General features: G+C 39.2%; 22 protein-coding genes. 12 read left to right on the forward strand and 10 right to left on the reverse strand.

Annotation, left to right across the window (positions count from 1 at the left end):
- The first annotated feature begins 104 nt into the window (after positions 1–104).
- The 3 genes from RMB06_RS05230 to RMB06_RS05240 all read left to right on the forward strand — a co-directional run bounded on the left by RMB06_RS05230 (position 105) and on the right by RMB06_RS05240 (position 4,730).
- On the forward strand, positions 105–1,478 hold the full coding sequence (locus RMB06_RS05230) for a diaminobutyrate--2-oxoglutarate transaminase (protein ID WP_002118718.1): 1,374 nt from the start codon (positions 105–107) through the stop codon (positions 1,476–1,478).
- Between the two features lie 2 nt (positions 1,479–1,480).
- Positions 1,481–3,013, forward strand: a complete 1,533-nt coding sequence (locus tag RMB06_RS05235; protein ID WP_002118849.1) for an aspartate aminotransferase family protein — start codon at positions 1,481–1,483, stop codon at positions 3,011–3,013.
- A gap of 286 nt (positions 3,014–3,299) precedes the next feature.
- The gene (locus tag RMB06_RS05240; protein ID WP_311078654.1) at positions 3,300–4,730 is read left to right on the forward strand and encodes an aldehyde dehydrogenase family protein; all 1,431 of its coding nucleotides are present in this window, start codon (positions 3,300–3,302) and stop codon (positions 4,728–4,730) included.
- Between the two features lie 71 nt (positions 4,731–4,801).
- Here the strand turns inward: RMB06_RS05240 and RMB06_RS05245 are convergent, their stop codons facing one another.
- Positions 4,802–5,287 carry an Lrp/AsnC family transcriptional regulator gene (locus RMB06_RS05245; protein ID WP_311078655.1) on the reverse strand — a complete coding sequence of 162 codons (486 nt, stop codon included), beginning with the start codon at positions 5,285–5,287 and terminating at the stop codon, positions 4,802–4,804.
- Between the two features lie 134 nt (positions 5,288–5,421).
- On the opposite strand from RMB06_RS05245, the gene RMB06_RS05250 reads away from it, so the two are divergent.
- The 8 genes from RMB06_RS05250 to blp2 all read left to right on the forward strand — a co-directional run bounded on the left by RMB06_RS05250 (position 5,422) and on the right by blp2 (position 17,515).
- Positions 5,422–7,143 (forward strand): thiamine pyrophosphate-binding protein, encoded by a 1,722-nt coding sequence (locus RMB06_RS05250; protein ID WP_311078656.1) that lies wholly within the window; start codon positions 5,422–5,424, stop codon positions 7,141–7,143.
- 140 nt (positions 7,144–7,283) lie between these two features.
- On the forward strand, positions 7,284–8,663 hold the full coding sequence (locus RMB06_RS05255; protein ID WP_014207315.1) for an amino acid permease: 1,380 nt from the start codon (positions 7,284–7,286) through the stop codon (positions 8,661–8,663).
- A gap of 477 nt (positions 8,664–9,140) precedes the next feature.
- Positions 9,141–10,172, forward strand: coding sequence for a substrate-binding domain-containing protein (locus RMB06_RS05260; RefSeq protein WP_002118975.1), 1,032 nt, complete (start codon positions 9,141–9,143; stop codon positions 10,170–10,172).
- A gap of 99 nt (positions 10,173–10,271) precedes the next feature.
- Positions 10,272–11,651 carry a phosphate ABC transporter permease subunit PstC gene (gene pstC / locus RMB06_RS05265; protein ID WP_002119004.1) on the forward strand — a complete coding sequence of 460 codons (1,380 nt, stop codon included), beginning with the start codon at positions 10,272–10,274 and terminating at the stop codon, positions 11,649–11,651.
- A complete protein-coding gene (pstA, locus tag RMB06_RS05270; protein WP_005073268.1) occupies positions 11,648–13,045 on the forward strand; it encodes a phosphate ABC transporter permease PstA in 1,398 nt (465 codons plus the stop codon). The genes pstC and pstA overlap by 4 nt, the downstream gene beginning before the upstream one ends.
- Before the next feature lie 13 nt (positions 13,046–13,058).
- Positions 13,059–13,961 carry a phosphate ABC transporter ATP-binding protein PstB gene (pstB, locus tag RMB06_RS05275; protein ID WP_233733077.1) on the forward strand — a complete coding sequence of 301 codons (903 nt, stop codon included), beginning with the start codon at positions 13,059–13,061 and terminating at the stop codon, positions 13,959–13,961.
- Positions 13,962–14,109: 148 nt separating this feature from the next.
- Positions 14,110–15,072, forward strand: a complete 963-nt coding sequence (sohB, locus tag RMB06_RS05280) for a protease SohB (protein ID WP_032035864.1) — start codon at positions 14,110–14,112, stop codon at positions 15,070–15,072.
- Positions 15,073–15,325: 253 nt separating this feature from the next.
- Positions 15,326–17,515, forward strand: a complete 2,190-nt coding sequence (gene blp2, locus RMB06_RS05285) for an Ig-like repeat protein Blp2 (protein ID WP_311078660.1) — start codon at positions 15,326–15,328, stop codon at positions 17,513–17,515.
- 39 nt (positions 17,516–17,554) lie between these two features.
- On the opposite strand, the gene RMB06_RS05290 is transcribed toward blp2, so the two are convergent.
- The 9 genes from RMB06_RS05290 to RMB06_RS05330 form a co-directional block, all read right to left on the reverse strand.
- On the reverse strand, positions 17,555–18,193 hold the full coding sequence (locus RMB06_RS05290) for a DUF2238 domain-containing protein (RefSeq protein WP_311078662.1): 639 nt from the start codon (positions 18,191–18,193) through the stop codon (positions 17,555–17,557).
- A gap of 79 nt (positions 18,194–18,272) precedes the next feature.
- Positions 18,273–19,661: an adenylosuccinate lyase gene (gene purB / locus RMB06_RS05295; protein WP_311078664.1), complete on the reverse strand. Its 1,389-nt coding sequence runs from the start codon at positions 19,659–19,661 to the stop codon at positions 18,273–18,275.
- Between the two features lie 55 nt (positions 19,662–19,716).
- Positions 19,717–20,448 (reverse strand): high frequency lysogenization protein HflD, encoded by a 732-nt coding sequence (gene hflD, locus RMB06_RS05300; RefSeq protein ID WP_016140362.1) that lies wholly within the window; start codon positions 20,446–20,448, stop codon positions 19,717–19,719.
- A gap of 13 nt (positions 20,449–20,461) precedes the next feature.
- Positions 20,462–21,595, reverse strand: a complete 1,134-nt coding sequence (gene mnmA / locus RMB06_RS05305) for a tRNA 2-thiouridine(34) synthase MnmA (protein WP_005073282.1) — start codon at positions 21,593–21,595, stop codon at positions 20,462–20,464.
- A 4-nt stretch (positions 21,596–21,599) separates the two neighbouring features.
- A complete protein-coding gene (locus tag RMB06_RS05310) occupies positions 21,600–22,088 on the reverse strand; it encodes an NUDIX hydrolase (protein ID WP_311078668.1) in 489 nt (162 codons plus the stop codon).
- A gap of 144 nt (positions 22,089–22,232) precedes the next feature.
- Positions 22,233–22,784, reverse strand: coding sequence for a gamma carbonic anhydrase family protein (locus RMB06_RS05315; protein ID WP_014207309.1), 552 nt, complete (start codon positions 22,782–22,784; stop codon positions 22,233–22,235).
- 90 nt (positions 22,785–22,874) lie between these two features.
- Positions 22,875–24,023, reverse strand: coding sequence for a D-alanyl-D-alanine carboxypeptidase PBP5/6 (dacC, locus tag RMB06_RS05320; protein ID WP_002118558.1), 1,149 nt, complete (start codon positions 24,021–24,023; stop codon positions 22,875–22,877).
- 126 nt (positions 24,024–24,149) lie between these two features.
- A complete protein-coding gene (locus RMB06_RS05325; protein WP_002118406.1) occupies positions 24,150–24,572 on the reverse strand; it encodes an MCR_0457 family protein in 423 nt (140 codons plus the stop codon).
- A 154-nt stretch (positions 24,573–24,726) separates the two neighbouring features.
- Positions 24,727–25,098, reverse strand: a complete 372-nt coding sequence (locus tag RMB06_RS05330; RefSeq protein WP_017480619.1) for an MCR_0457 family protein — start codon at positions 25,096–25,098, stop codon at positions 24,727–24,729.
- A gap of 101 nt (positions 25,099–25,199) precedes the next feature.
- On the opposite strand from RMB06_RS05330, the gene surE reads away from it, so the two are divergent.
- The gene (gene surE, locus RMB06_RS05335) at positions 25,200–25,970 is read left to right on the forward strand and encodes a 5'/3'-nucleotidase SurE (protein WP_309165825.1); all 771 of its coding nucleotides are present in this window, start codon (positions 25,200–25,202) and stop codon (positions 25,968–25,970) included.
- Positions 25,971–25,972: the final 2 nt, after the last annotated feature.

The raw sequence follows: 25,972 nt of genomic DNA on the forward strand, positions 1-25,972 counted from the left end.
GATATAAAATAAGTGTCTTTACTAGTTCTATAAAGCACCGAGTCAAAGGACCAATCGTCACCAGACTTATTTCTTTCTACCCCTATCAGAGATGGTAATCCGATATGAGCGTTACTTCCGTTAACCCTGCCACTAATGCTACTAACGAATATTATTTGACTCGCCAAAGTCAAATGGAATCAAATGTTCGTAGCTATCCACGTAAATTACCGTTAGCGATAGCGAAAGCACAAGGATGCTGGGTTACTGATGTTGAAGGTACACAGTACCTTGATTGTTTAGCTGGGGCAGGTACATTGGCTTTAGGTCATAATCATCCTGCGGTGATTCAAAGTATTCAAGATACATTGGCAAGTGGTTTGCCATTGCATACTTTAGACTTAACCACACCTTTAAAAGATGCATTCACTGAAGCATTGTTAGCATATTTACCTGGTGGTAAAGAAGAATACTGCTTGCAGTTTTGTGGTCCTGCAGGTGCAGACGCAACTGAAGCAGCAATCAAACTTGCTAAGACTTACACTGGCCGTAGCTCAGTGATCAGTTTCTCAGGCGGTTATCATGGTATGACCCATGGTGCGCTTGCTATGACTGGTAACTTAAGTGCAAAAAATGCAGTTAACGGTTTAATGCCAGGCGTACAATTCATGCCATATCCGCATGAATACCGTTGCCCACTTGGTTTAGGTGGTGAAGCTGGTGTTGACGCTTTAACTTACTACTTTGAAAACTTTATTGAAGATGTAGAAAGCGGTGTAACAAAACCGGCTGCTGTTATTCTTGAAGCGATTCAAGGTGAAGGCGGCGTAGTTACAGCTCCAGTAAAATGGTTGCAAAAAATCCGTGAAGTGACTGAAAAGCACAACATCGTTTTAATTTTAGATGAAGTTCAAGCTGGCTTTGCACGTTCGGGCAAAATGTTTGCATTTGAACATGCAGGTATTGAACCTGATGTTGTTGTAATGTCTAAAGCAGTAGGTGGTGGTTTACCACTTGCAGTATTAGGTATTAAACGTAAATTTGATGCTTGGCAGCCTGCTGGTCACACGGGTACTTTCCGTGGTAACCAACTTGCTATGGGTACTGGTCTTGTCGTATTAAAAACGATTAGCGAACAAAATCTTGCTCAAAATGCGCAAGAGCGTGGTGACTTCTTACAAGCTGAATTTAAAAAATTAGCTCAAGAATTCCCATGTATCGGTAACGTACGTGGTCGCGGTTTAATGATCGGTGTTGAGATCGTTGACGAGCGTAAACCAGCTGATCGTATTGGTTCGCATCCTGCTGACTCACAATTAGCTGCTGCAATTCAAACTGCTTGTTTCAACAATAAATTATTGCTTGAAAAAGGTGGTCGTAACGGTACAGTAATTCGTTTACTTTGCCCGCTTATCATCACTCAAGACGAGTGTGTTGAAGTAGTTGCTCGCTTTAAGAAAGCAATTGCAGAAGCATTGGTTGCAGTACGAGGCGCATAAGTATGGTGGATTTTGCAGAACATCGTAAAGCGTTACTCTGCAATGATGCACAATCCATTGCTGACTATGAGTCAGCAATGGGCGAAGCGGTAAAAGCCGTTTCAGCATGGTTGCAAAATGAAAAGATGTACACTGGTGGTAGCATTAAAGAATTGCGTTCAGCAATTTCTTTCCAACCTTCAAAAGAAGGTATGGGTGTACAAGAATCTCTTCAACGTATGATTGAGCTTTTCTTGAATAAAAGCTTGAAAGTACATCATCCACATTCATTAGCACATTTACACTGCCCAACCATGGTGATGAGCCAGATCGCGGAAGTGTTAATCAATGCAACTAACCAGTCTATGGACTCATGGGATCAAAGCCCGGCGGGTTCATTAATGGAAGTTCAGCTCATTGATTGGTTGCGTCAAAAAGTAGGTTATGGTTCTGGTCAGGCTGGTGTTTTCACTTCTGGCGGTACTCAATCTAACTTGATGGGTGTATTGCTTGCTCGTGACTGGTGCATCTCGAAAAACTGGAAAGACGAAAATGGTAATCCATGGTCTGTACAGCGTGATGGTATTCCTGCCGATGCAATGAAAAACGTCAAAGTCATTTGTTCTGAAAATGCACATTTCTCTGTGCAAAAGAACATGGCAATGATGGGCATGGGCTTCCAGTCAGTTGTGACTGTTCCTGTGAATGAAAATGCACAGATGGATGTAGATGCTCTCGAAAAAACGATGGCGCATCTTCAGTCTGAAGGTAAAGTTGTTGCTTGTGTCGTTGCGACAGCAGGTACGACTGATGCCGGTGCAATTGACCCATTGAAGAAAATCCGTGAAATTACCAATAAATATGGTTCATGGATGCATATTGATGCGGCATGGGGCGGTGCATTAATTCTGTCAAATGACTACCGTGCAATGCTTGATGGTATTGAGTTGTCTGACTCAATTACTCTCGACTTCCATAAGCATTATTTCCAAAGCATTAGCTGTGGCGCGTTCTTGTTGAAAGATGAAGCGAACTATCGTTTCATGCACTACGAAGCTGAATACTTGAACTCTGCTTATGACGAAGAGCACGGTGTACCAAACCTTGTGTCTAAGTCATTACAAACGACTCGTCGTTTTGATGCATTGAAATTGTGGATGACAATTGAATCACTAGGTGAAGACCTTTATGGTTCAATGATTGACCATGGTGTAAAACTAACTCGTGAAGTTGCAGATTACATCAAGGCAACTGATGGTTTAGAACTTTTAGTTGAGCCTCAGTTTGCTTCGGTATTATTCCGTGTTGTTCCACAAGGCTACCCAGTTGAGTTTATCGATAGCTTGAACCAAAACGTAGCGGACGAATTGTTTGCACGTGGTGAGGCAAATATCGGTGTAACAAAAGTTGGTAATGTACAGTCATTGAAAATGACAACATTAAGCCCTGTTGTGACATTCGAAAACGTTAAAAACCTTTTAGGTCAAGTATTGGCTGAAGCTGACCGCATTAAAGATGCAATTGCTTCTGGTAACTATGTACCACCAATCGACTAATTGAGTTGATAACAAAAAAAGCTCGGTTTATTACCGGGCTTTTTTATTGCAGATTGTTTTTATTTGAATTGTGTATGAAGAAAAGAATACATGCACAAATCATGCATATTTACACAAAACAAAAATAATTATGCATGATTTATGGGGAGCAAATTTCTTATTGTATTAGTATGTCCCCAATATTTTTGGTCACATTGATATATCAATATCGTACTTACTTTAATAATCCCGTTTTAACTGAAAAAAAGTAAGTGGCTGTAATTACAATTAAGACAAGGAAGAAGAAATGCAACAAGCGAATATGCTCAATGAATTTAAACTCATTATTGGCGGTCAACTTTGTTCAGGTGAGCAAGGCGAGCTAGAAATTCTTAACCCCGCTACAGGTTTAACTGCTGCACGTTGTGCAAAAGCTTCGGTTGCGCAGGTAAATCAGGCAGTGAGTGCAGCTAAACAAGCATCTAAAGCTTGGCAGCAAGTTTCTCATGATGAACGTAAGTCGATCTTAAACAAGATTGCGGATGGCATTGAAAAGCATGCTGAAATGCTCGCGGAGCTGGTTGTGCTTGAACAAGGTAAGCCACTCGCGCTTGCACAAATGGAAGTGCAGGGCGCAATTGGCTGGACGCGTTACGCGGCTGCTATGGATTTGCCTGTAGAAGTAATTGAAGACAGTGAAACCAAGCGCATTGAACGCCATCGCCAACCATTAGGAGTAGTAGCTTCAATTACTCCTTGGAACTGGCCACTGATGATTGCGGTTTGGCATATCATGCCTGCATTACGTGCGGGCAACGTGGTCATTAGTAAACCTTCTGAATACACGCCACTCTCAACTTTGCGTTTATGTGAAATCATTCAGCAAGAAGTTCCTGCTGGTGTAATTTCGATTGTGGTTGGTGCTGGTGAGATTGGCGAAGCATTATCTTCTCATCCAGATGTGCAAAAAGTTGTATTTACGGGTTCAACTCGAACTGGTCAACACATTATGGCTGGTGCAGCTCAGCAGCTAAAACACTTAACTTTAGAGTTGGGTGGTAATGATGCAGGTATTGTATTACCAGATGCAAATATCGATGAAATTGCAGCTAAGATTTTTAATATGGCTTTCTTAAATGCAGGCCAAACATGCGCAGCATTAAAACGCTTATATGTGCATGAAAGCCAATATGAAGCTTTAACTCAAAAGTTAGCTGATATTGCCAATGCCCAAGTTGTGGGTGACGGAATGGCGTCTTCTACGACATTTGGTCCAGTACAAAACCAAATGCAATATAACAAAGTGAAAGCACTTATTGCCGATGCCATTTCTCAAGGAGCAAAAGCACTTTCTGGGCAACAGCAGCTATTAGAGCAGGGCTACTTTATTGCACCAACTATTTTGACTGAAGTTTCTGACTCTTGTCGTGTGGTACAAGAAGAGCAATTTGGCCCAGTGTTACCTGTTTTAAAATATACCGATATCAACGATGCTATTGCTCGTGCCAATGATAGTGAATTTGGTTTAGGTGGCTCAATTTGGTCTTCTGATCTTAAAGCAGCGCAGATTTATGCTAGTCAGCTTCAATGCGGAACTGTTTGGATTAATACCCATGCAGAAGTCCTGCCTCATGCACCTTTTGGTGGCTGGAAAATGTCAGGCTTAGGTGCTGAGTTTGGTCTGGAAGGCTTGCTTGAAAATACGATTGGGCAAACGGTTCATATCAGTAAAGTCTAAATATTAATTTTAAGGCGGATCTAGTATCCGCCTTTTTATTTTCACTTTTAAGAGTGAAAAGCTGAGTTATTTTATTGAGAGTGATGATAGATCATGCTTTTAGGTTTGATTAAAAAATGATTCTGTTCTTTAATTTTTTTAAGAACGATGTAAGACTTTATGTGCCCAATAAAATTATAGGAAAGTAATCTTTCAGTCACAAATTGAGAAAGCTGTTCTAAGTTTTCTGCAACGACTTTTAAAATAAAATCTGCATCACCACTAATTGAAAATGCGTCCTGAATGTTGTCTTCAGCTTCAATGAGCTCTTGAAAAGCCTGCTGTGATTTTGCCTCGTGTGTTCTTAGATTAATATGTATCATCGCTGTAACTTCCAGTCCTAGCGCCTGCTGCTGGATGCGTGCCGTGTAGCCTAGAATGATGCCCTTTTGCTCAAGTAGCTGCCTTCTTCTTGAACATTGTGAAGCAGATAAACCAATTAAATCTCCTATTTCCTGATTGGTGAGCCGTCCATTCTTTTGTAGTGCCTGAATGATTTGCCAGTCGAACTTATCCATTGCATAAAATCCTTTTATGATACACAAATCATGTATTTTTATTAAAATGCGTTTTCATTATGCACGAAATCTAAAAGATAGATGAAATATTATTTTTCTATGGAATAAAAATTGGTCTCAAAGGATATAGAGCAATGTTCATAGAAATCGGTGACTTTTTAAATCTTCGTTTAAAACAAATGGGTATCCAACATCTTTTTGGTGTACCTGGTGATTTTAACCTCTCATATCTAGAACAAGTTGAAGCAGACCCACAACTCGAATTTATTGGAAATTGTAATGAATTAAATGCTGCCTATGCAGCAGACGGTTATGCACGAATTAACGGTTTTTCTGCGTTGGCAACCACTTATGGTGTAGGTGACTTAAGTGCGATTAATGGTATTGCAGGTGCCTATGCAGAAAATGTACCTCTTATTCATATCTCAGGTATTCCGCCTTTACATGCAGTTCAAAAGGGCACACTAATACATCACACGCTTGTCGATGGTAACTACGACAATATTATGAACTGTATGAAAGAGTTCACAGTTGCCCAAACACGTTTAACTCCAGCAAATGCAGCCTTTGAAATTGACCGTGTATTACGTCAGTGTTTCCTTGAACGCCGTCCTGTGCACATTCAACTACCAGGCGATATTACTCACGTTAAAATTGAAGTATCTGAGCGTCCGCTCGACTTAAGCTACCCAGCTGTTGAACCTGAATTATTGCAGAGTGTGGTAAGCAAACTTTGTGACATTATTGAGAATGCTCAAAGTCCTGCACTTCTTATTGATAATGAAGCTTCAGTTTTTGGTGTAACTTCACTTTTAAATGATTTGTCTCAAAAATGCTCAATTCCATTTGCAGGCATGAATACTGCAAAAAATATTATGGATGAAGGCTCACCTCGTTACATCGGAACTTATGTGGGTGGGGCAAGCCAACCGCATGTAAAAAATATCATTGAACAATCTGACTGTTTAATTGGTGTTGGCGCGCGCTTTACCGATGTAGGCTCAGCTGTATTTACGCATCAAATTGAGACCAAGAACTACATCGAAATTAAATCTTATGGCTTGAATATTTTTGGTCAGGATTTTCCGGGTATTGAAATTGGACAATTACTTGTCGAGCTAAATAAAAAAGTTGCGCCACGTAAATCGACAATACCTCTTCTTGAAAAACAACCACAGAAAGTAATTGAAGCTCCAGCTCAGCAAAAGCTAAGCCAAGATGTGCTTTGGAATTACATTTCAGGGTTCTTAAAAGAAGATGATGTGATTATTGGTGAAGTGGGGACATCAAACTCTGCTTTGTCAGGAATAAAACTTCCTGCCACAGCTAAATATATTGCTCAGCCGCTTTGGGGTTCTATTGGTTACACCTTACCGGCTTTGCTTGGTAGTTTGTTGGCTGCTCCTGAGCGTCGTCAAATTCTATTTATTGGTGATGGTTCATTCCAGCTTACGGTACAAGAGCTTTCTACGATTATTCGTCATGGTTTAAAACCAATCATTTTCTTGCTGAACAACGGTGGCTACACCATTGAGCGCTTAATTATGGGTGAAAACGCGGCCTATAACGACGTGCAAAACTGGAAATACACTGAAATTCCTGCGGTATTTAACGGTAAAAAAGGCCATACAACTTATGTTGTTGAAACCGCTGGACAGCTTAAGAGTGTTTTAGACAACGTTCAGCAAAATGATCAGTTAACTTTCATTGAATTAAAACTACCAGCAATGGATGCGCCGGTAAGTTTGAAAAAATTTGCTTCTGTGATTGCTCGTTTTGACTACGGTGATCGCGGTTACGAAATTTTAAAGGAGCGTTCCCAACCGATTAAATGTAAGGATGCAATCTCTTTTTAAATAGAAGACAGGACAAGTCTTCTCAAAAATTAAATGGACTCATATTAAAGCTACTTATTTCCGAAGGTCGGGTTCTGGCCTTCGGATATGGTGCTGAATAAAGGTGTACAGGAAGTGACACCAACATTGGAGATAATGTTATGGATGCAAACAATAAGCACGAGTTAAAACAAGGCTTATCCAATCGGCATATTCAACTCATCGCACTCGGAGGGGCGATAGGTACAGGATTATTCTTAGGTCTTTCACAAACAATTAAATTGGCTGGTCCTTCAATTTTATTAGGATATGCAATTGCAGGAATTATTGCCTTTTTAATTATGCGCCATTTAGGTGAAATGGTTGTTGAAGAGCCGGTCAGTGGTTCTTTTAGTTATTTTGCGAACAAGTATTGGGGCAAAATGGCGGGTTTTATGTCTGGCTGGAACTATTGGGTATTGTATGTACTCGTCAGTATGGCTGAATTGAGTGCGATTGGGACATTTATACAGTTTTGGTGGCCTGAAATTCCGACATGGCTGACTGCTTTATTTTTCTTTATTTTAATTAACGGCATTAACTTGGTAAATGTTCGCTTTTTTGGGGAATCCGAGTTCTTATTTTCCTGCATTAAAATTGTTGCCATTTTAAGCATGATTGGTTTCGGTGCTTATCTTTTACTTTCAGGCTCAGCAGGTCCGCAAGCGGGTGTTGCAAATTTATGGCAACACGGTGGTTTCTTCCCGCACGGGATTCACGGTTTTGTCATGGCTTTAGCTGTCATTATGTTTGCATTTGGCGGATTGGAATTAATTGGTATTGCTGCAGCTGAAACGAAGAAACCTGAAACGACTATTCCTAAAGCAGTAAATCAGATTGTGTACCGTATTTTAATTTTTTATATCGGTGCAATCGGTATTCTTTTATGTCTTTATCCATGGAACATGGTGGCAGAAGGCGGCAGTCCATTTGTTATGATTTTCCAGTCACTCAATAGTAACGGTGTTGCGAACGTTCTGAACTTTGTGGTCTTGATTGCTGCTATTTCAGTTTATAACAGCTGTATCTATTGTAATAGTCGTATGTTACATGGTTTGGCAGAGCAGGGTAATGCTCCTGCAATTTTGAAAAAAGTAAACAGTCGCGGTATTCCGGTTCCAGCAGCAGTTGTTTCTGCATCTATTACAGCAATATGTGTGGTCGTGAATTATCTGATTCCTGGTCAAGCTTTTCAGCTCTTCATGATGCTTGTGGTGGCTGCACTTGTCATTAACTGGCTCATGATTTCAGTGACGCATTTGAAATTTACTAAAGCAATGAAATTGCAAAGACGCCAAACTAAGTTCCAAAGCATTATGAGTCCTTGGAGTAATTATTTAACCATTAGCTTTGTATGCTTTATTCTTATTATTATGGCAATGACTCCAGATATGAGATTGGCAGTTATTTTAGGACCAATCTGGCTTGCTGTTTTAGCTGTGATGTACTTCTTAAAATATCGTAAAAAAATGGTTGTTCTGCCAGAAGTACAATCGAATTGATCCTTTAAATTGACAATGATATTGCGGTTATCAGCCTTAAGGTTGGTAACCCTTTATCTCTTGTCATATTATTTTCATGTTACAAAGAAATTGTTTTTTTCTAGAAATTTTTAATAATAATTTTAATGACAGAAAATATTTAAATAATAAAATTAATAAATCACTAAATTACCGTTTTTTAATATATTTATAATACCTTTTGTTTTTATATTTTATAAAAAATAAAAATTTAATATTTTTAGTTAATTTCATAATATAGATTGATAGAGAGGATAAAATAATCTCTATATTTAAAATAACTAATTGATAGTACATAAAAAATATTAATGTGACAGTTAACAATATCGAAATCATTAAAGCGTCATCATACTGTAACTTAATTGTCATATTTTCTATTCACAATGCAGCTATCGAAGAGCGTACAAGCACTCAACAAAAAGTGACGTACAACCTATTGCATTAATGAGAGAGAACAGAATGCGCTTAAATCCACGTCAAATCGCAATTGCGTTAGCAGTAACTGGGGCAGCTGTAACAACGACTGCAAATGCAGCTCGTGATACGATTCAAATTGCTGGTTCTTCAACTGTATTACCATTTGCCAGCGTTGTAGCTGAAGAGTTTGGTAATACTTTCCCTCAATTTAAAACTCCTGTAGTTGGTTCTGGCGGTTCTTCTGCTGGTTTGAAACAATTCTGTCAAGGTGTTGGCGATAACACGATCGACGTTGCTAACGCTTCTCGTAAAATTAAAAGCACTGAAATCGAAGCTTGTAACAAAGCTGGTGTAAAACAAATTCAAGAAATCAAAATTGGTTATGACGGTATTGTATTCGCGTCTAACTCACACAAAGCAGCTTATAAATTAAAACCTTACCATGTGTTTGCTGCTTTAGCTGCACAGTTACCTTCAAAAGGTAAATTGGTTCCAAACCCATATACAAACTGGAATCAAATTGATAAAACACTTCCAAATGAACCTATTACTCTTGTAATCCCTGCATCTAACCACGGTACTCGTGAAGTTTTCCAAGAGAAAATGGTTGAAGCTGGTTGTGAAGCATATGAATACTTCAAGAGCTTAGACAAAGATGCTCAGAAGAAAGCATGTTCTACTTTCCGTAAAGATGGCCGTGTAATTGAAATCGCTGGCGACTATACAGAAACATTAGCGCGCTTAAAAACTTCTCCAAGTGCTGTAGGCGTGTTTGGTTTAAGTTTCTATGACATGAACCGTGACAAGTTACGTGTAGCAACAGTAAACAACGTTGTTCCATCTGAGAAGACAGTATTGAATGGTACATACCCTGTATCTCGCCCATTGTACTTCTACGTGAAAGGCGAACACTTAAAATCAGTTAAAGGCTTACCGCAATATGTAGAATATTTCGTAAGCAAGAAAGCAACTGGTAAAGGTTCTAAAGCTGAGCGTGATGGTTTAATCGCGATGTCTGATGCTGAACGTGCAAAAGTTTTGGCTGACTTTAAAGCAGGTAAAACTGTTAAATAAGTTAGTTTGAATGAAGGCTGGTGATCTTAAGAGTTCATCAGCCTTTTTGTCTAACTTGTTTTTCCAAATTATGACAATTGAGAAAACAGTGGAGAGTACATGAATCTGCTACTTATCGGTGTGTTGTTAGCCCTCGTGGCAATTGCATATCAACTTGGGCTGAGAAAGAGCCGTAACATAGCAGGTAAGGGAAGCAACTCGGCGACGTTACATTCTCGTCCTGGTTATTATGGCGCACTGGTTGGTCTTTGGTGCGGTATCCCTGCTTTTTTAATTTTGATCATTTGGAACTTGGTTGAACCAAGTATTTTAAATCATATTATTTTTAATAATATTCCGGCGTCTGTAAGTGCTTCTCTTGATGAAGCGGGTAGAAGTGTATTGGTTGATCGTGTTCAATCAATTGCTTCAGGTTTTGGGGTGAGCGATAAACCGGCAGCCTACGAATTAGCTGCTGCTCAACAGTTTGCAAAATTTCAAACCATTGGCTCTTTTGCCAAATTTGCTGTTGTAATTTGTGCTGCTTTATTGGGATTGGTTTGGGCAAAGAAAAAAATCAGCCAACAATATCGTGCTCGTAACCAAGTTGAACGTGCCATTAATGTTGGTTTGATTTTATGTTCTGGTGTTGCGATTTTAACAACCATCGGTATCGTAATGTCGATGTTTGGCGAAGCAATGCACTTCTTCCGTTTTGTCAGTCCAATGGACTTTTTCTTTGGTACAGAATGGAATCCGGGCTTTAGTACTTCTGGTAATGCTGAAGGCAGTTATGGTTTATTACCATTGCTATGGGGGACGCTCATGGTCAGTGGTATCGCTCTACTCGTTGCTGTACCAGTTGGATTAATGATCGCAATTTATTTAGCTGAATATGCTTCACCATGGTTCCGCTCATGGGCAAAACCAACAATTGAAGTCTTAGCTGGTATTCCAACAATTGTTTATGGTGTATTTGCCATGATGATTATTGGACCATTCTTTAAAGCAGCGGGTGCATATGTTGGTTTAGAGATTAATGCGACGAGTGCTTTAACTGCTGGCTTTGTAATGGGAATTATGATTATCCCGTTTGTGTCATCTTTGTCTGATGACATTATTACTCAAGTCCCGCGTGCACTACGTGACGGTTCTTTAGGACTTGGTGCGACTAAGTCTGAGACAATTCGTCAAGTTGTATTACCAGCAGCTTTACCGGGTATTACAGGCGCTTTCTTATTGGCAGTCTCTCGTGCTGTTGGGGAAACCATGATTGTGGTTTTAGCAGCAGGGAACAGTCCACTTTTACACGCAAATCCATTTGAAGCTGTTTCGACAGTGACAGTAACTATTGTAAAACAGTTGACTGGAGATACAGACTTCTCAAGTCCACAAGCATTGGTTGCATTCGCGCTAGGTTTAACACTATTTGTTATTACCTTGGGATTAAATATTGTAGCACTGTACATTGTGCGTAAATACCGTGAGCAATACGAATGAGTACATCAAATACATCGTCTCCTATGGATCAGAACGTATTTGATCCGAAAACTGCTGCCGAAACACGTGAACGACGTAAACAGGTTATTGAAAAATCTTTGGCTAAACGTCATCGTAAAGAAAAAGCTTTCCGTTTTGCGGGTTTCTCGGCAGTCATTATTGGTCTTGCATTCGTTGCTCTCTTGTTCGGTAGTATTTTGGCAAAAGGTTTACCTGCTTTTTGGCAAACCAGTATGAATGTTCCAATTTACTTTGACCCTAAAGTGATTGATGCAGGGCCAGTACCTGTACGTACTCAAGGTGAAACACCTGCACATTACCAAGAACGTTATGTTGATTGGCAAACTAAAATGGGTATGGTCGATTGGGATGGCATTATTGTAAATGGAATGATTGCTAAAGATCCTGCACTTGCATCACAACGTGACTACCTAAGCAGCTTGTATGCAAGCTCGGAAGCTTATCGTCTTCGTGATATGGTTTTTGCAGATCCATCACTCATTGGTAAAAAAGAAAACATTACCTTCTTAGGTGATGCGAACGTCGATGTTTGGTTAAAAGGTAATATTGATCGTTCATTACCAGATGATCAGCAACAACTCGATCCAGAAGTGCGTAAGCTTGCAGATGAGTTAAAGGCGAAAGGGGTTCTTGAAAGTACATTTAACTTGAACTTATTTAAGAATCCTGACTCTCGTAGTTCTCCAGCAATTAGTGGTCTTGCAGGTGCATTCATGGGTTCATTATTCATGATGCTCATCGTGATCATCATTGCGATCCCAATTGGTGTTGCCAGCGCAATCTATCTCGAAGAGTTTGCTCCAAAAAATGTTCTGACCGACATTATTGAAGTTAACATCAATAACCTTGCTGCTGTTCCTTCAATTGTATTTGGTCTACTGGGTGCTGCAATTTTCATTGGCTGGATGCATTTGCCTTTATCAGCTCCGTTGGTGGGTGGTTTGGTTTTAAGCTTAATGACACTACCAACAGTCATCATTACCACGCGTGCTTCATTAAAAGCAGTGCCACCTTCTATTCGACAAGCGGCACTTGGTTTGGGAGCTTCTAAGTTCCAAACGATTTTCCATCACGTTTTACCGTTGGCATTACCGGGCATTATGACAGGTGCAATTATTGGTGTTGCACATGCGCTTGGTGAAACAGCACCTTTACTTTTAATTGGAATGAGTGCATTCGTTGCAAGTATTCCAGCAACTCCATTTGATCAAGCAACTGCTTTACCTGTACAGGTCTACTTATGGCAGGGTAATGAGTTGCGTAACTTCTTCGAAGGCCGTACTGCTGCTGCGATTATCGTACTACTTGCATTAATGATTGGTTTAAACAGTCTTGCAATTTGGTTACGTAAAAAGTTCGAAGTGCGTTGGTAATAGAGGATAAATCATGAATACTATTGATATTACGAATTCCTTAGAAAAGGATAAGTTAGTGAATACTGAACAATCTCAATTTACAAATAAATCGCTGAATCATGGCACTTCGTATGTTTCGCATTTTGAACCACATACTTCAAAAAAGCAGAACTCAAACGAAATCAAAATTAGTGCACAAGATGCCCATGTTTATTATGGTGATTTTGAAGCTATCAAGGGTATTGACCTAGATATTTACCAAAATGAAGTGATCGCATTTATTGGTCCTTCAGGTTGTGGTAAATCAACGTTTCTTCGTACGTTAAACCGTATGAACGATACGATTGATGGTTGCCGCGTAACAGGTAAAATTACCCTCGATAACCACAATATTTATGATCCAAATCTAGACGTTGTATTATTGCGTGCTCAGGTTGGTATGGTGTTCCAAAAGCCAAACCCATTCCCTAAATCTATTTTTGACAACGTGGCTTATGGTCCTAAACTTCACGGATTAGCGCGTGATAAATATGACCTAGAAGAAATTGTTGAAAATAGTTTACGCAAAGCTGGTTTGTGGGATGAGGTTAAAGACCGTTTGAACCAGCCAGGTACAGGTTTATCAGGTGGTCAGCAACAACGTTTATGTATTGCACGTACCATTGCTGTTAGTCCTGAAGTGATTTTAATGGATGAGCCGTGTTCGGCACTCGATCCAATTGCAACAGCAAAAGTAGAAGAACTTATTTCTGAATTGTCTAATCAATACACAATTGTGATTGTGACTCACTCAATGCAACAAGCGGCACGTGTTTCTGATCGTACTGCTTATTTCCATTTAGGTGATTTAATTGAAGTCAACTCAACTGAAAAAGTCTTTACTCAACCTGACCATCAGTTAACGGAAGCGTATATTACTGGTCGCTTCGGTTGATTAATAAACAATAAAAGAAAAAGAGCCACGTGCTCTTTTTTTTATTTTATAAATGAAAATGACTCTATTTTGCAAAATCGCTATTGAATTTTAGTCAAAAGGACCACATCTTAAGGCTATAAAGATAAACTTATGAGCTTAGAATTTTATGTTATTCCATTTGCCTAAACTCCCTGCGGAAATACGTGTCAGCCATTTAAATGCACGTGTCAATGAACAGAGAAAAAAAATTGCGCAAACTACGGCAAGCCGTTTAGAACTTTTACAATTAGCTCAACAACTTGCTAAAGAAGCTAAAATTCGCCGTAAAAATAATCAGAAGATTTTTGTTTTAGATTTCAAAGGTGATATTCAAGCTTCGGCAGTTGAAAACTTGCGTGAAGAAATTACTCTGATTTTAGCAACTGCTAAAGCAGGACGTGACCGTATTGTAGTTCGTCTCGAAAGCCCAGGCGGTATGGTTCATGGCTATGGTCTGGCAGCAGCTCAGTTGGTGCGTTTGCGTGATGCTGGTTTTCATTTAACAATTTGTGTTGATAAAGTCGCTGCAAGTGGCGGCTATATGATGGCATGTATTGCAAATGAAATTATTGCAGCGCCGTTTGCTATTGTTGGTTCAATAGGTGTGGTTGCTCAAGTTCCAAACTTTAATCGTCTTTTAAAAGAACACAATGTGGATTTTGAGCTTTACACAGCAGGGCAGTATAAGCGTACTGTAACTATGTTTGGTGAAAATACGCCTGAAGGTAAAGCGAAGTTCGAAGAAGAACTGCAACAAACTCATGTTTTATTTAAGCACTTTGTTGAAAAATATCGCCCACAGCTTAATGTTGATAAGGTAGCGACAGGTGAGCATTGGTATGGTGAAGATGCTCTAGATTTGAACCTTGTGGATAAATTAAAAACATCTGATGAGTACTTATTAGCTTTATTGCCGCAACATGATGTGTATGTCATTAATACACGTAAGAAAGCGACCTTAGGTGAAAAGTTGGGTTTACAAGCAGCGCAAATGGCAGATAGTTTGATTCCTACTGTAATGAGCAAAGTCATGGAAAGCCTAGCAAAAGCGAACACGACGCTTGTGCAGGTACGTGATCCAAAACTATAAGTTTATATAATTCAAATGTTATAAAAGACCAGCTTAAATGCTGGTTTTTTTATAAAGTTAATATTCAAAATTGTCTAATTAAATATGCTTAGGTTTTTAATGGAAAGTAAAAAATAAATGTTGATAAATATAATTTTTGAATTGTGATAACCACATGGTTTTGATATTTTAAACAGCAATAAAATAGCTTTTAAATGAAATATTTAAAAAGTTAGACATTTAAAAATATAACTGAAATTTAGGACAGGAAATAATGACAAGAATAATTGTAGCATCCAAAGAGGGTTTGGACGTTCTGCAAGATGGTCAGCTCAATAAGGTCGTGTTAAGTAAACCTTCTATTATTCAAATTGGCGTAAGTCAAAAAGATATAGCATCGGTGGAAAAACAAGGTGGAAATCTAGTCGTCCATTTAAAAAATGGAGAGACTATTGTCTTAGAAAATTTCTTTAATGAAGTAACGAATACAACAGAACATTCACTTGTTCTTCCGACTGAACATGGAAAATTTGTTGAAGCACAATTTGATGCTCAGGGTAAGGTAATCGACTATACAGGTTTAAACCATGTCACAGATTTAGCCTATACCAGCACGAGCCAGCCAGCCTCGACAATGGCGGTTGATGATTCCCCAACTTTTTCGATGGGTAACGTGCTAAAAGCAGGTTTGGCTGTTTTAGCTGCTGAAGGTTTATATCTTTGGGCTTTTGATAATGATGACAACGATGATTCTTCAGGACCTGTAGATATCTTAGCTCCTGCTGCACCGACTGCTACTGTTGCGGATGATACCGTTACGGTTACTGGTAAAGCAGAAGCGAATGCAAAAATTTATATTCAAGATGCTGCTGGTAATACGGTTGCAACGGGTGTTGCAGATGCAAGTGGAAATTTTACAATTAAACTTGATAAGCCTTTAGCAAACGGGAATAAATTAAATGTTTTAGCTGAAGATGCTGCTGGTAATATTTCTAAACCAGGAGTTGTGACTGGTAGTAAAGACACAATTGCTCCAGATGCTCCCCAAACTCAGCTGAGTGATGACGGCTCATTGGTAACTGGTAAAACTGAAGCAAATGCAAAAATCACGGTTTATGATGCTAGTGGTAATGTATTAGGCACTGTAACTGCAAATAAAGATGGTATTTTTTCTTTAAAGCTTACTCCTCCATTGACGAGTGACGCGGGTGGAAAAGTTATAGCTGAAGATGCTGCAGGCAATAAATCTGAACCAACTAAAATTATTGCTGGAAAGGATACTTTCGCTCCAGATGTTCCTTTAGTTGAAGTCAATAAAGAAGGTACCACGGTTGAAGGACAAACTGAGCCTAATGCGAAAGTTCAGATAAAAGATGCTGATGGTAAAGTGATTGGTACGGGTACCGCAAACGCTCAAGGCGAATTTCAAATTACGCTTTCTCCGGCATTAAAAGAGTCACAAAAGGCAACAGTTGTTGTTGAAGATGCAGCAGGTAATACCTCTAAACCTTTAGAAGTTTCTCCAAGTTATGACTCTATTGCACCTGATAAACCTGTTGCTCAAATTAATGCTGATGGAACAACCGTAACAGGTACAACCGAAGCAAATGCAAAAGTTGAAATTAAAGATACGACAGGTAAGGTCATTGGCACGGGAACAGCAGATGCAAATGGAAAATTTACAATTACGATTTCGCCTGCTTTAACTGATAACAAACATGCTTCAGTTTCGGCTACTGATAGTGCAGGAAATAAATCTGAGGCTCTTGATATTATTGGTACTAAGGACACAACACCACCTGCAAAACCTGTTTTAAACAGTGTGGATGATGATGTCGGTGCTCTAAAAGGTGCGATTACTGCTGGTTCAGAAACTGACGATGCAAGACCAAAGCTCACAGGTTCAGGTGAGGCAAATGCAACTTTAACCATTTATGATAATGGTGTTGCTATTGGGATTGTAAATGTAAGTAGTAGTCGATCATGGAGCTTTACGCTCGATAAAGACTTAGCAATTGGTAAACATACGATTACTTTAACTCAAACAGATGCAGCAGGCCTTACAAGTGAAGTGAGTTCACCATTTACGTTTTATGTGGTCGCTCCAAAAGCTGCCAGTTTAAGTGATGTAGCTGTTGATACTGCTCATACAGAAACTGTATCTGTTGCTGATAGTGTTGGGTTAAATACATTAAAGTTAGTACAAAGCACAACAAATGAAACGGATAGCCAAGAGCAGAAATCTGTGCCATTAGATGATTTGTTAAAAAGCTCTACGTCTAGTGAACCAGACCCAATTGAAACTCTTTTATCTTCAGCGGCATTAAAGCCTACTCAGGTAAATGATCAGAGTGATATAACTACGAACGCTAGTAATATCACAGGCAATCTTGAGCATGTTTTACCTGATACGACTTCTTCGGTTTTACAAAGCCTTTTAGAACAAACCTATCCTGTTGTCTAAAGTGATCTTAAAAAAAGCGCTCATTGAGCGCTTTTTTATTTATGAGTTATTTGTTTTAGATGGAAGCATCAGTGCAAGAAGTCCATAGAAAATTGCCCCAATAGTTGCTAACAGCATATCTTTATGGGCATCCCACATATCGCCTTGTTGCCCATTATAATTTTCGGCTTCTTCGGGAGATAATCCAATAGCAATTGCCCATTCAATAAGTTCATATAAAACACTTGATGCCATTACAAATTGAACCACTAGCAAAAAAAGACTGAATGGCTTTATGGATGGTAACCACACTTGAAACACGCGATAAGTAAGAGGGTAAAGAAAAATACCATAGGCAAGATGAACCAAACGATCATACATATTACGGGACCAACCCATATATTGATCTAAGTTAAAATGGAATGCTTGTTGTATCCAATCATTGTATGGAACGTATGAATACAGGTAATGTGCGCCAACAATATGGATGAGCAAAAACAGCAGATAGAAAGTAAAACTTAAAAAATCGAGTCCAATCTTCTTAAAAATAACAAAGAGCAAAATCAACATAAACACAGTGCCAGCTTGGTGAAGTAAATAGGCTTCAAATTCAAGAGGCTGAATAGCTGAAATAACAATCGCAATCAAAAGCAAGCCAAGAGCAATATAGTGTTTAAGTTTGAATTGTTTTTCGATCATTTTATGAAGTCTTTATTGTGATTTATATGAGTGTAATAAAAAAGCGAAGCCTAAGCTCCGCTTTTTGTAAACTTTTTAATTAGATTTTGCTAATTAGATCATTAATTTGTTTCGCTTGTTCAGCTGCATTACCTGTGTAAGTTGCAGGCGTAAGTTCAGCTAAGCGCGCACGTTCTTCGTTTGGTACTTGAGAAAGCTCATCACCATTTACGAAATTAACCATCATGTCACGAGTCATTGCTTGACCACGAGTTAATGCTTTTAATTTTTCGTATGGTTTTTCAATGTTGTAGCGACGCATTACAGTTTGAATTGGTTCAGCTAAAACTTCTTGAGCTTGGTCTAAATCTTCATTTAAACGGTTTGCATTTAACTCAAGTTTACCAACACCTTTTAAGCACGCATCGAAAGCAATTAAGCTTTGCGCAAAACCAACACCCATATTACGTAATACAGTTGAGTCAGTTAAGTCACGCTGCCAGCGAGAAATTGGTAATTTTTCACCTAAGTGAGCCAATACTGCATTTGCAATACCTAAGTTACCTTCAGAGTTTTCAAAGTCAATTGGGTTAACTTTGTGTGGCATTGTTGATGAACCAACTTCGCCTTCTTTCAATTTTTGTTTGAAATAACCTAAAGAGATGTAACCCCATACGTCGCGGTTAAAGTCGATTAAAATCGTATTGAAACGACGTAACGCATCAAACAACTCTGCCATGTAATCATGTGGTTCGATTTGAGTTGTATAAGGGTTGAATGTTAAACCTAAAGATTCAACAAAAGCTTGTGCGTGAGCAGCCCAATCAACATCTGGATAAGCAGAAAGGTGAGCATTGTAGTTACCTACAGCACCATTGATTTTGCCAAGTAACTCAACGTTTTCAAATTGTTTGATTTGACGAGCTAAACGGTATGCGACGTTCGCCATTTCTTTACCCAAAGTTGTTGGGCTAGCAGTTTGACCGTGTGTACGAGACAACATTGGTTGTTCAGCGTGAGTCGTTGCCAAAGCAGAGATCGCATTAAGGATTTGCTTCATGCTTGATACTAAAACTTCACGACCGTTTTTAAGCATAAGCGCGTGAGATAAATTGTTGATGTCTTCAGAAGTACATGCAAAGTGAATGAATTCACCCGCATTTTGTAATTCAGTGATACCAGCAATTTTCTCTTTTAAGAAATACTCAACTGCTTTAACGTCATGGTTAGTCGTACGTTCAATCTCTTTAATGCGATTTGCATCTTCTTCAGAGAAGTTGCTAACAATTGCATCTAAAGCTGCATTTGTTTCGTTTGAAAAAGGTGCAACTTCAACAATTTCCGGACGGTTAGAAAGTGCTTGTAACCAACGCACTTCTACAGTGACACGAGCATGGATTAAACCAAACTCAGAAAGAAAAGGGCGTAGCGCATCACATTTGCTGGCATAACGTCCATCTAATGGTGATAGTGCGGTTAAAGCGTTCATAACGATTCCTTAATGTTGGAATAAACATAAAACTAAAAAAATCTCGTTTATAGTCTTAAATGACTTGGTACTGTAAACGAGCAAGTGCTTGAATATCCTGTAGCAATTTACGTTTGCTAAAAATCATGTTCCACGAACTACCGCCGAGTTGTCGCCATAAATGGGCCATTTGCAAGCCAGTAAACAGACAAGCACGGATGCGGTTAGTATGATTGGTATCTTTAAATGCTTCTGCATTACCACGAACTAAAATGCGTGGGTTAATCTGGCCAGCCGTATCAACATAAGTTTGCGCCAAATTGGCTAAAATGCTTGGGTGTAAGTAGTTATTATCAAAAAAAGACAGCTGTTTTAAAATTTTCTGCTGAGCTTTTTCAATGATTGCGACATATTCAGGATTGCTATAAACCTTTTTTTCTAGCTGTAAGAGCGACATCGCATAGGACATTGGCAATTTGGCCGTGCCCATTTTTGGAAGGCGAGACTTAGGCATGTTTGAAAAAGGTTGAGTAATACAATTTTCGAGTGTTTTAAGCCCTAAAGAAATATCTGCCAACTGATTAAAAAAATCTAAGGTTTGAACACCATTGTTGGCTGTAGGGCGTATATTTAAACTTGCTTTGATTAATAGTTCAAAATAGAAGTTACCACTTTCACCAATACTTTGCTGACCCGTCATGGCTGTCATATGGGTGAGCTGAGTGGCCTGAAATACCCCAGCCAAGGCAAGGGCACGGTTTTGGCGAACATTCAAGGCTTGTGATTGTTGAAATGGTAACTCCACCATGCCATTCATTCCCTTAAATAAAATTTGGTGTAGGGGCATTTGTATGGTGAATGACACCCCCGCCTAAGCAAACTTCATCTGAATAAAATACAACGCTTTGACCCGGTGTAACAGCACGCTGAGGTTCATCGAACTCAACGCGAACACCGTGTTCAGTGTTTTCATCAATAAAAATTGTACATGCCTGATCAGGTTGGCGATAACGCGTTTTAGCTGTACAGCGTAATCCTTCAACTGGAATATTCTGTTCACCAGCTACCCAGTCAATTGACTCACTCCACAGTTGAGTACTTTGCATGAGTGGGTGTTCATGTCCCTGACCAACAACGAGGCGATTATTTGCCAGATCTTTATGTAGTACGAACCATGCACCTTCAGCTGCACCCTTCAAACCACCTAGACCAATTCCACCGCGTTGACCGAGCGTATAGTACATCAGACCGTGATGTTCACCAACTTCTTTACCTGTATCAAGTACAATTTTCCCAGGCTGAGCGGGTAAATATTGTTTAAGGAAGTCATTAAAACGACGTTCTCCAATAAAACAGATTCCTGTTGAGTCCTTTTTCTTGGCTGTAGCAAGATCAAGTTCTTCAGCAATTCTGCGAACTTCAGGTTTTTCGATTTCGCCTACTGGGAATAATGTTTTATTAATTTCTCTACCATGAACGGCATGTAAGAAATAGGTTTGGTCTTTATTGTTATCTACACCACGTAATAATGGTGCGTATGCTTCGCCTTTAGAGTTATATGCGGTTTCACCACGGCGTGCATAATGACCCGTTGCGATGAAGTCTGCACCTAAAGTCATAGCATGATCTAAAAATGCGCGGAATTTAATTTCTTTATTACATAAAATATCTGGGTTTGGTGTGCGACCCGCAGCATATTCAGCTAGGAAAAGTTCAAACACTCGATCCCAATATTCCATCGCAAAGTTTGCTGTATGCAGCTTAATACCGATTTTATCAGCTACTGCTTGGGCATCGGCTAAGTCTTCCATTGCCGTACAGTATTCCGTGCCGTCGTCTTCCTCCCAGTTCTTCATGAAAAGACCTTCAACTTGATAACCCTGTTGAAGTAAAAGTGCTGCAGAAACAGAAGAGTCTACACCACCAGACATACCGACGATGACACGTTGTTGCATAGGACTAAGCATCCAAATGAGAAGTTAATGAGGGAGAGAAGGGGTGCTCATAGATAAGCGATAGAGGATAATGGTGGCCTTTCATAGCATCTTCAACTGCTTTTAGCACAAGAGGACTGCGAGCACGGGCAGATTCTTTGAGTTCATCCGGTGTCATCCACACAGCAGCGATAATACCTGTGTCGAGTTGAGGATCAATTTCAACCTGAGTTACATGCGCTAGAAAACAGAAACGGTAATAGGTGCGATCGGGAAACATTGGTGGGGTATAAGTATAAATACCAAGCAAGGCATCAATTTCAACATGATGGCCTGTCTCTTCAAGTGTTTCTCGAATGGCAGCTTCTGTTAATGACTCACCACATTCCACATGACCAGCAGGTTGGTTAAATACTGTGTGTACAAAACCTTCGCTATGCTCTTCTACAAACAGATAGCGTCCGTCTTTTTCTACGACTGTAGCAACAGTGACATGAGGAGTCCATGCGGTCATAAAAAAGCACCATGATTTAAAAGACGTATAATACGAAATTTAGGGGTTTTTGGCTACGGTGATCTGCTAAACGATATGAGCAATACGACAAAACCATATCGTTTAAAAATCAGCATTTTTATTACTTACGATCAAGATAGATAATTAATCCTGATTTGCTTGTGCAGCTTTATGATTATTTTGCACTTTTACATAATGTCTTGCTGAATAAGGAAGGAACGCCAGTTCTTTTTCAGTCAATGGCCGCACTTGTTGTACGGGGCTTCCTACATAGAGATAACCGCTTTTTAAGACTTTGCGAGGCGGAACTAAACTTCCTGCACCAATCATCACATCATCTTCAATAATTACGTCATCTAGAATAACGGTGTTGATTCCGACTAAAACACGGTTGCCAATGGTACAGCCATGCAAAGTCACATGATGTCCAACCGTTACATCTTCACCAATAATCAGAGGTGAGCCATTCGGTTTGGCATCATTTTTATGGCTTACATGCAACATACAATGGTCTTGTACGTTACTGTTTTTGCCAATTTGAATACTATTTACGTCACCACGGATGACTGCAAAAGGCCAGACAGAAACATTTTCAGCTAAGCTAACGTCACCAACCACAACAGCCATTTCATCGATATAACAGGTTGTATCTACTTGAGGGTGGTGTTCAAGATAAGGACGAATGTTCTTTGCCATAAGTAGTATCAAAATAAAATTTAGTCGAATTATAAAATAAAAAAGCACTCAAGCTAAATAGCATGAGTGCTTAATTCAACTATTCTAAAATTAGAATAAGTTGCTGAAGAATTGCTTGATATGGTCGATTAAACGAGCAAAGAAACCTGCTTCTTCAACTGGCTTTAATGCAACTAACGGCTTTTCAGCAATTACTTTGCCATCTAGGCTAGCAACAAGTTTACCCACAACTTGACCCTTTTGAAGTGGTGCATTTAAGTTAGGTTGAACCACTAACTGAGTTTTAATGCCATCAGCTTTACCTTTAGGCATAGTCACACTAAAGTTTTCAGCCAAACCGACTTGAACTTCATCTTCTTTACCAAACCAAACTTTTGCTTTTGCAAGAACTTGATTGGCTGGTTGAACATTTGCAGTTTCAAAGTTTGCAAAGCCCCAAGCCAGTAACGTACGCGTTTGGTCTGCACGTTCAGACATGCTTGGAGTACCAAAAATCACTGAAATTAAACGCATTGGACCGCGTTTACTTGAAGTAGTTAAGCAGTAACCAGCTTCATCTGTATGACCTGTTTTTAAACCATCTACACTTGGGTCGGTGTAAAGCAAGGCATTACGGTTACCTTGTTTAATACCATTAAAAGTAAATTCTTTTTCAGAGTAAATTGGGTAGTATTTTGAGCTGTCTTTAATAATATGTTGTGCTAACACAGCCATATCTTTTGCAGTTGAATAGTGGCCTTCAGCAGGCATACCGGTCGAGTTAATAAACTGGGTGTTCACCATGCCGATACGTTTTGCTTCCTGATTCATCATATGAGCAAACGTGCCTTCATTTCCGGCAATATGTTCAGCCATTGCTTTTGATGCATCATTACCTGACTGGATAATAATACCGCGGAGCATTTCTAGAACAGTCGCTGTACCGTTTAAAGGAACATACATACATGATTCAGAGCTACTTCCTTTACACCATGCAGACTCGTTCATACGAACCTGCTCATTTTCAGTCAGTTCACCTTTTAATAATTTTTGTTCAATGATGTAACTGGTCATCATTTTTGTCATAGACGCAGGTGCAAGCTTTTCGTTTTCATTTTTAGAAGCGAGAATTTGGCCTGTCTCATAATCCATTAATACATAAGACTTATTATTTAATTCTGGCGGAGCTGATAAGACAGTTGCTGCATAAGAAAAACTTGGTAAGAGGAGTAGTGCAGCAATAGCGCTTTTTCGAGTCATTCTAGGTAATTCCAATATCTTGTATGAAGCAGAAGAGCCTAGCATTTTAGGATAAAGCAAAGCCGACTTCTACGGGAGAAGTCGGCTTTTTCAAACAGTATTGTAACTCAAGAGTTTTTTACTAATTTAGTTTTGCGATTGATATGCTTTCACGTCTTGGCAAACTAATGTGTTTTGTTCATCACCGGCAGCTTTCGCATCGCTACGTGCTTCTTTTAAGTATTTCTTGAAAGCTTTGTCTTTACTACGTTTTTCTAATGCAGAAACAGCATCAGTTTCATTTGGTAGGTAGTCTTTAACTAAACGTTCATAGCCTTGAGCAAAATCAGCGTCTTTTTTACCAATCAAACTTGGACAAATTTCAGAAAGCACTTGAATTGCAGCTAATTCTTCAGGAGTCGTGCCTTGTTGTGGAGTCACTTCAACAACGTTTTCATTTTCGGTTTTCTTTTCAGTTGTTTTCTTCTTATCAGCAGCAAAACCAGCTGTTGCCATGCTCATAAGTAAAACCAAAGAGAGCGATTGAACTAAGCTTTTCTTCATAAACATCGATAACCCAAAATAAAATTTCTAAATATGCCGTTAGCTTAACCAATTTAGAATTTAAAAAAATGGAAAAAATGTATTGTTATGTTGGTTTTCTGCTTAATGGCGAACAGAAAACCCAAAATGAATAAGTTTCTATATCACAAAAGAGTAAGATCTATTCTTTATAATTAACGATCTCTTCACAGAGCTCATGTTGCTCATGATGATCCATTTGTTTTGCCGCAAGACGTGCTTCATTTAATAAAGTTTTAAATTCAGCATCATTTTGTAGAGTCGCTAAGGTCATTGATTTATTTGAATAACCACTTAAATACATCGCAATAATCTTTTGAGTGTTTGACTCAAGTTTTTTATTTGTTCCGACAAAAGCTGGGCAGATTTCCTGCAAAACTTGCGTTGCGGCAATGTCATCTTTAATTAAGCTATCAGCCTCTTGTGTTGAGATATCCTCATCTGCAAAAACCGCTTGCGTACACAATGTGATACTGATCCCCAATACCTGAAAAAAAGGAGCGAAAGTTTTCATTTTTTCACAATTTTATAATGCTATGGAGGCATAAATATATATAATTCAACAAATAATTCAATTGTGAAAACCTTTAGGTTTATTTGTAGAGAAAGATTTTAGTGAATATTTTAATTGCGAATGATGACGGTGTTTTTGCGCCAGGTATACAGGCTTTAGCTGAAGCATTAAGACCACTTGGACGCGTGGTTGTGGTTGCACCAGAAAGTGAAAGAAGTGGTTTCTCAAGTGCATTAACATTGGATCGACCATTACGCCCCATTCAAATTGCCGAAGATGTCTGGGCGGTGAATGGTACACCAGCAGATTGTGTTTATTTATCCATGAATGGTTTGTTTGATTTTGAGTTTGACTTGGTCGTGAGCGGAATCAATAGTGGTGCAAACTTGGGAGATGACGTTTTATATTCGGGAACGGTAGGGGCCGCTTTTGAAGGCCGCTTAATGAAACAGCCGGCAATTGCCGTATCTTTAGCTGGCCCTGATGTGCGCGCTTATAACAATAAAGAAGATTATGCTCAGGCTGCTAAATGGGTACATGATTTTATTGCAAGCGGATTACCATCTTTGCCTCCACGACATATCTTTAATATCAATATTCCTGATGTGCCGCAGTTAAAAGGAGCACAGATTACTTATCAAGGGCGCCGTGCTCAATCTAAGCCTATTACTAGTCATGTCGATCCACGAGGCCGTCAAGTTTATTGGATTGGCTTAGCCGGTGAGGCGGTTACAGATCCGCAACGTGTTTCTAGCCAGATTCAATCTGATTTCTTTGCCGTTGCAAACGGTTATGTAAGTGTTACGCCTATTCAAATGGATGCAACAAATTATGCTGTTTTAGAAGATTTGCAGCTCAGTTTGAGTCAATAATT

This window comes from Acinetobacter sp. V104_13, assembly GCF_031798995.1.
Classification (GTDB): domain Bacteria; phylum Pseudomonadota; class Gammaproteobacteria; order Pseudomonadales; family Moraxellaceae; genus Acinetobacter; species Acinetobacter pittii.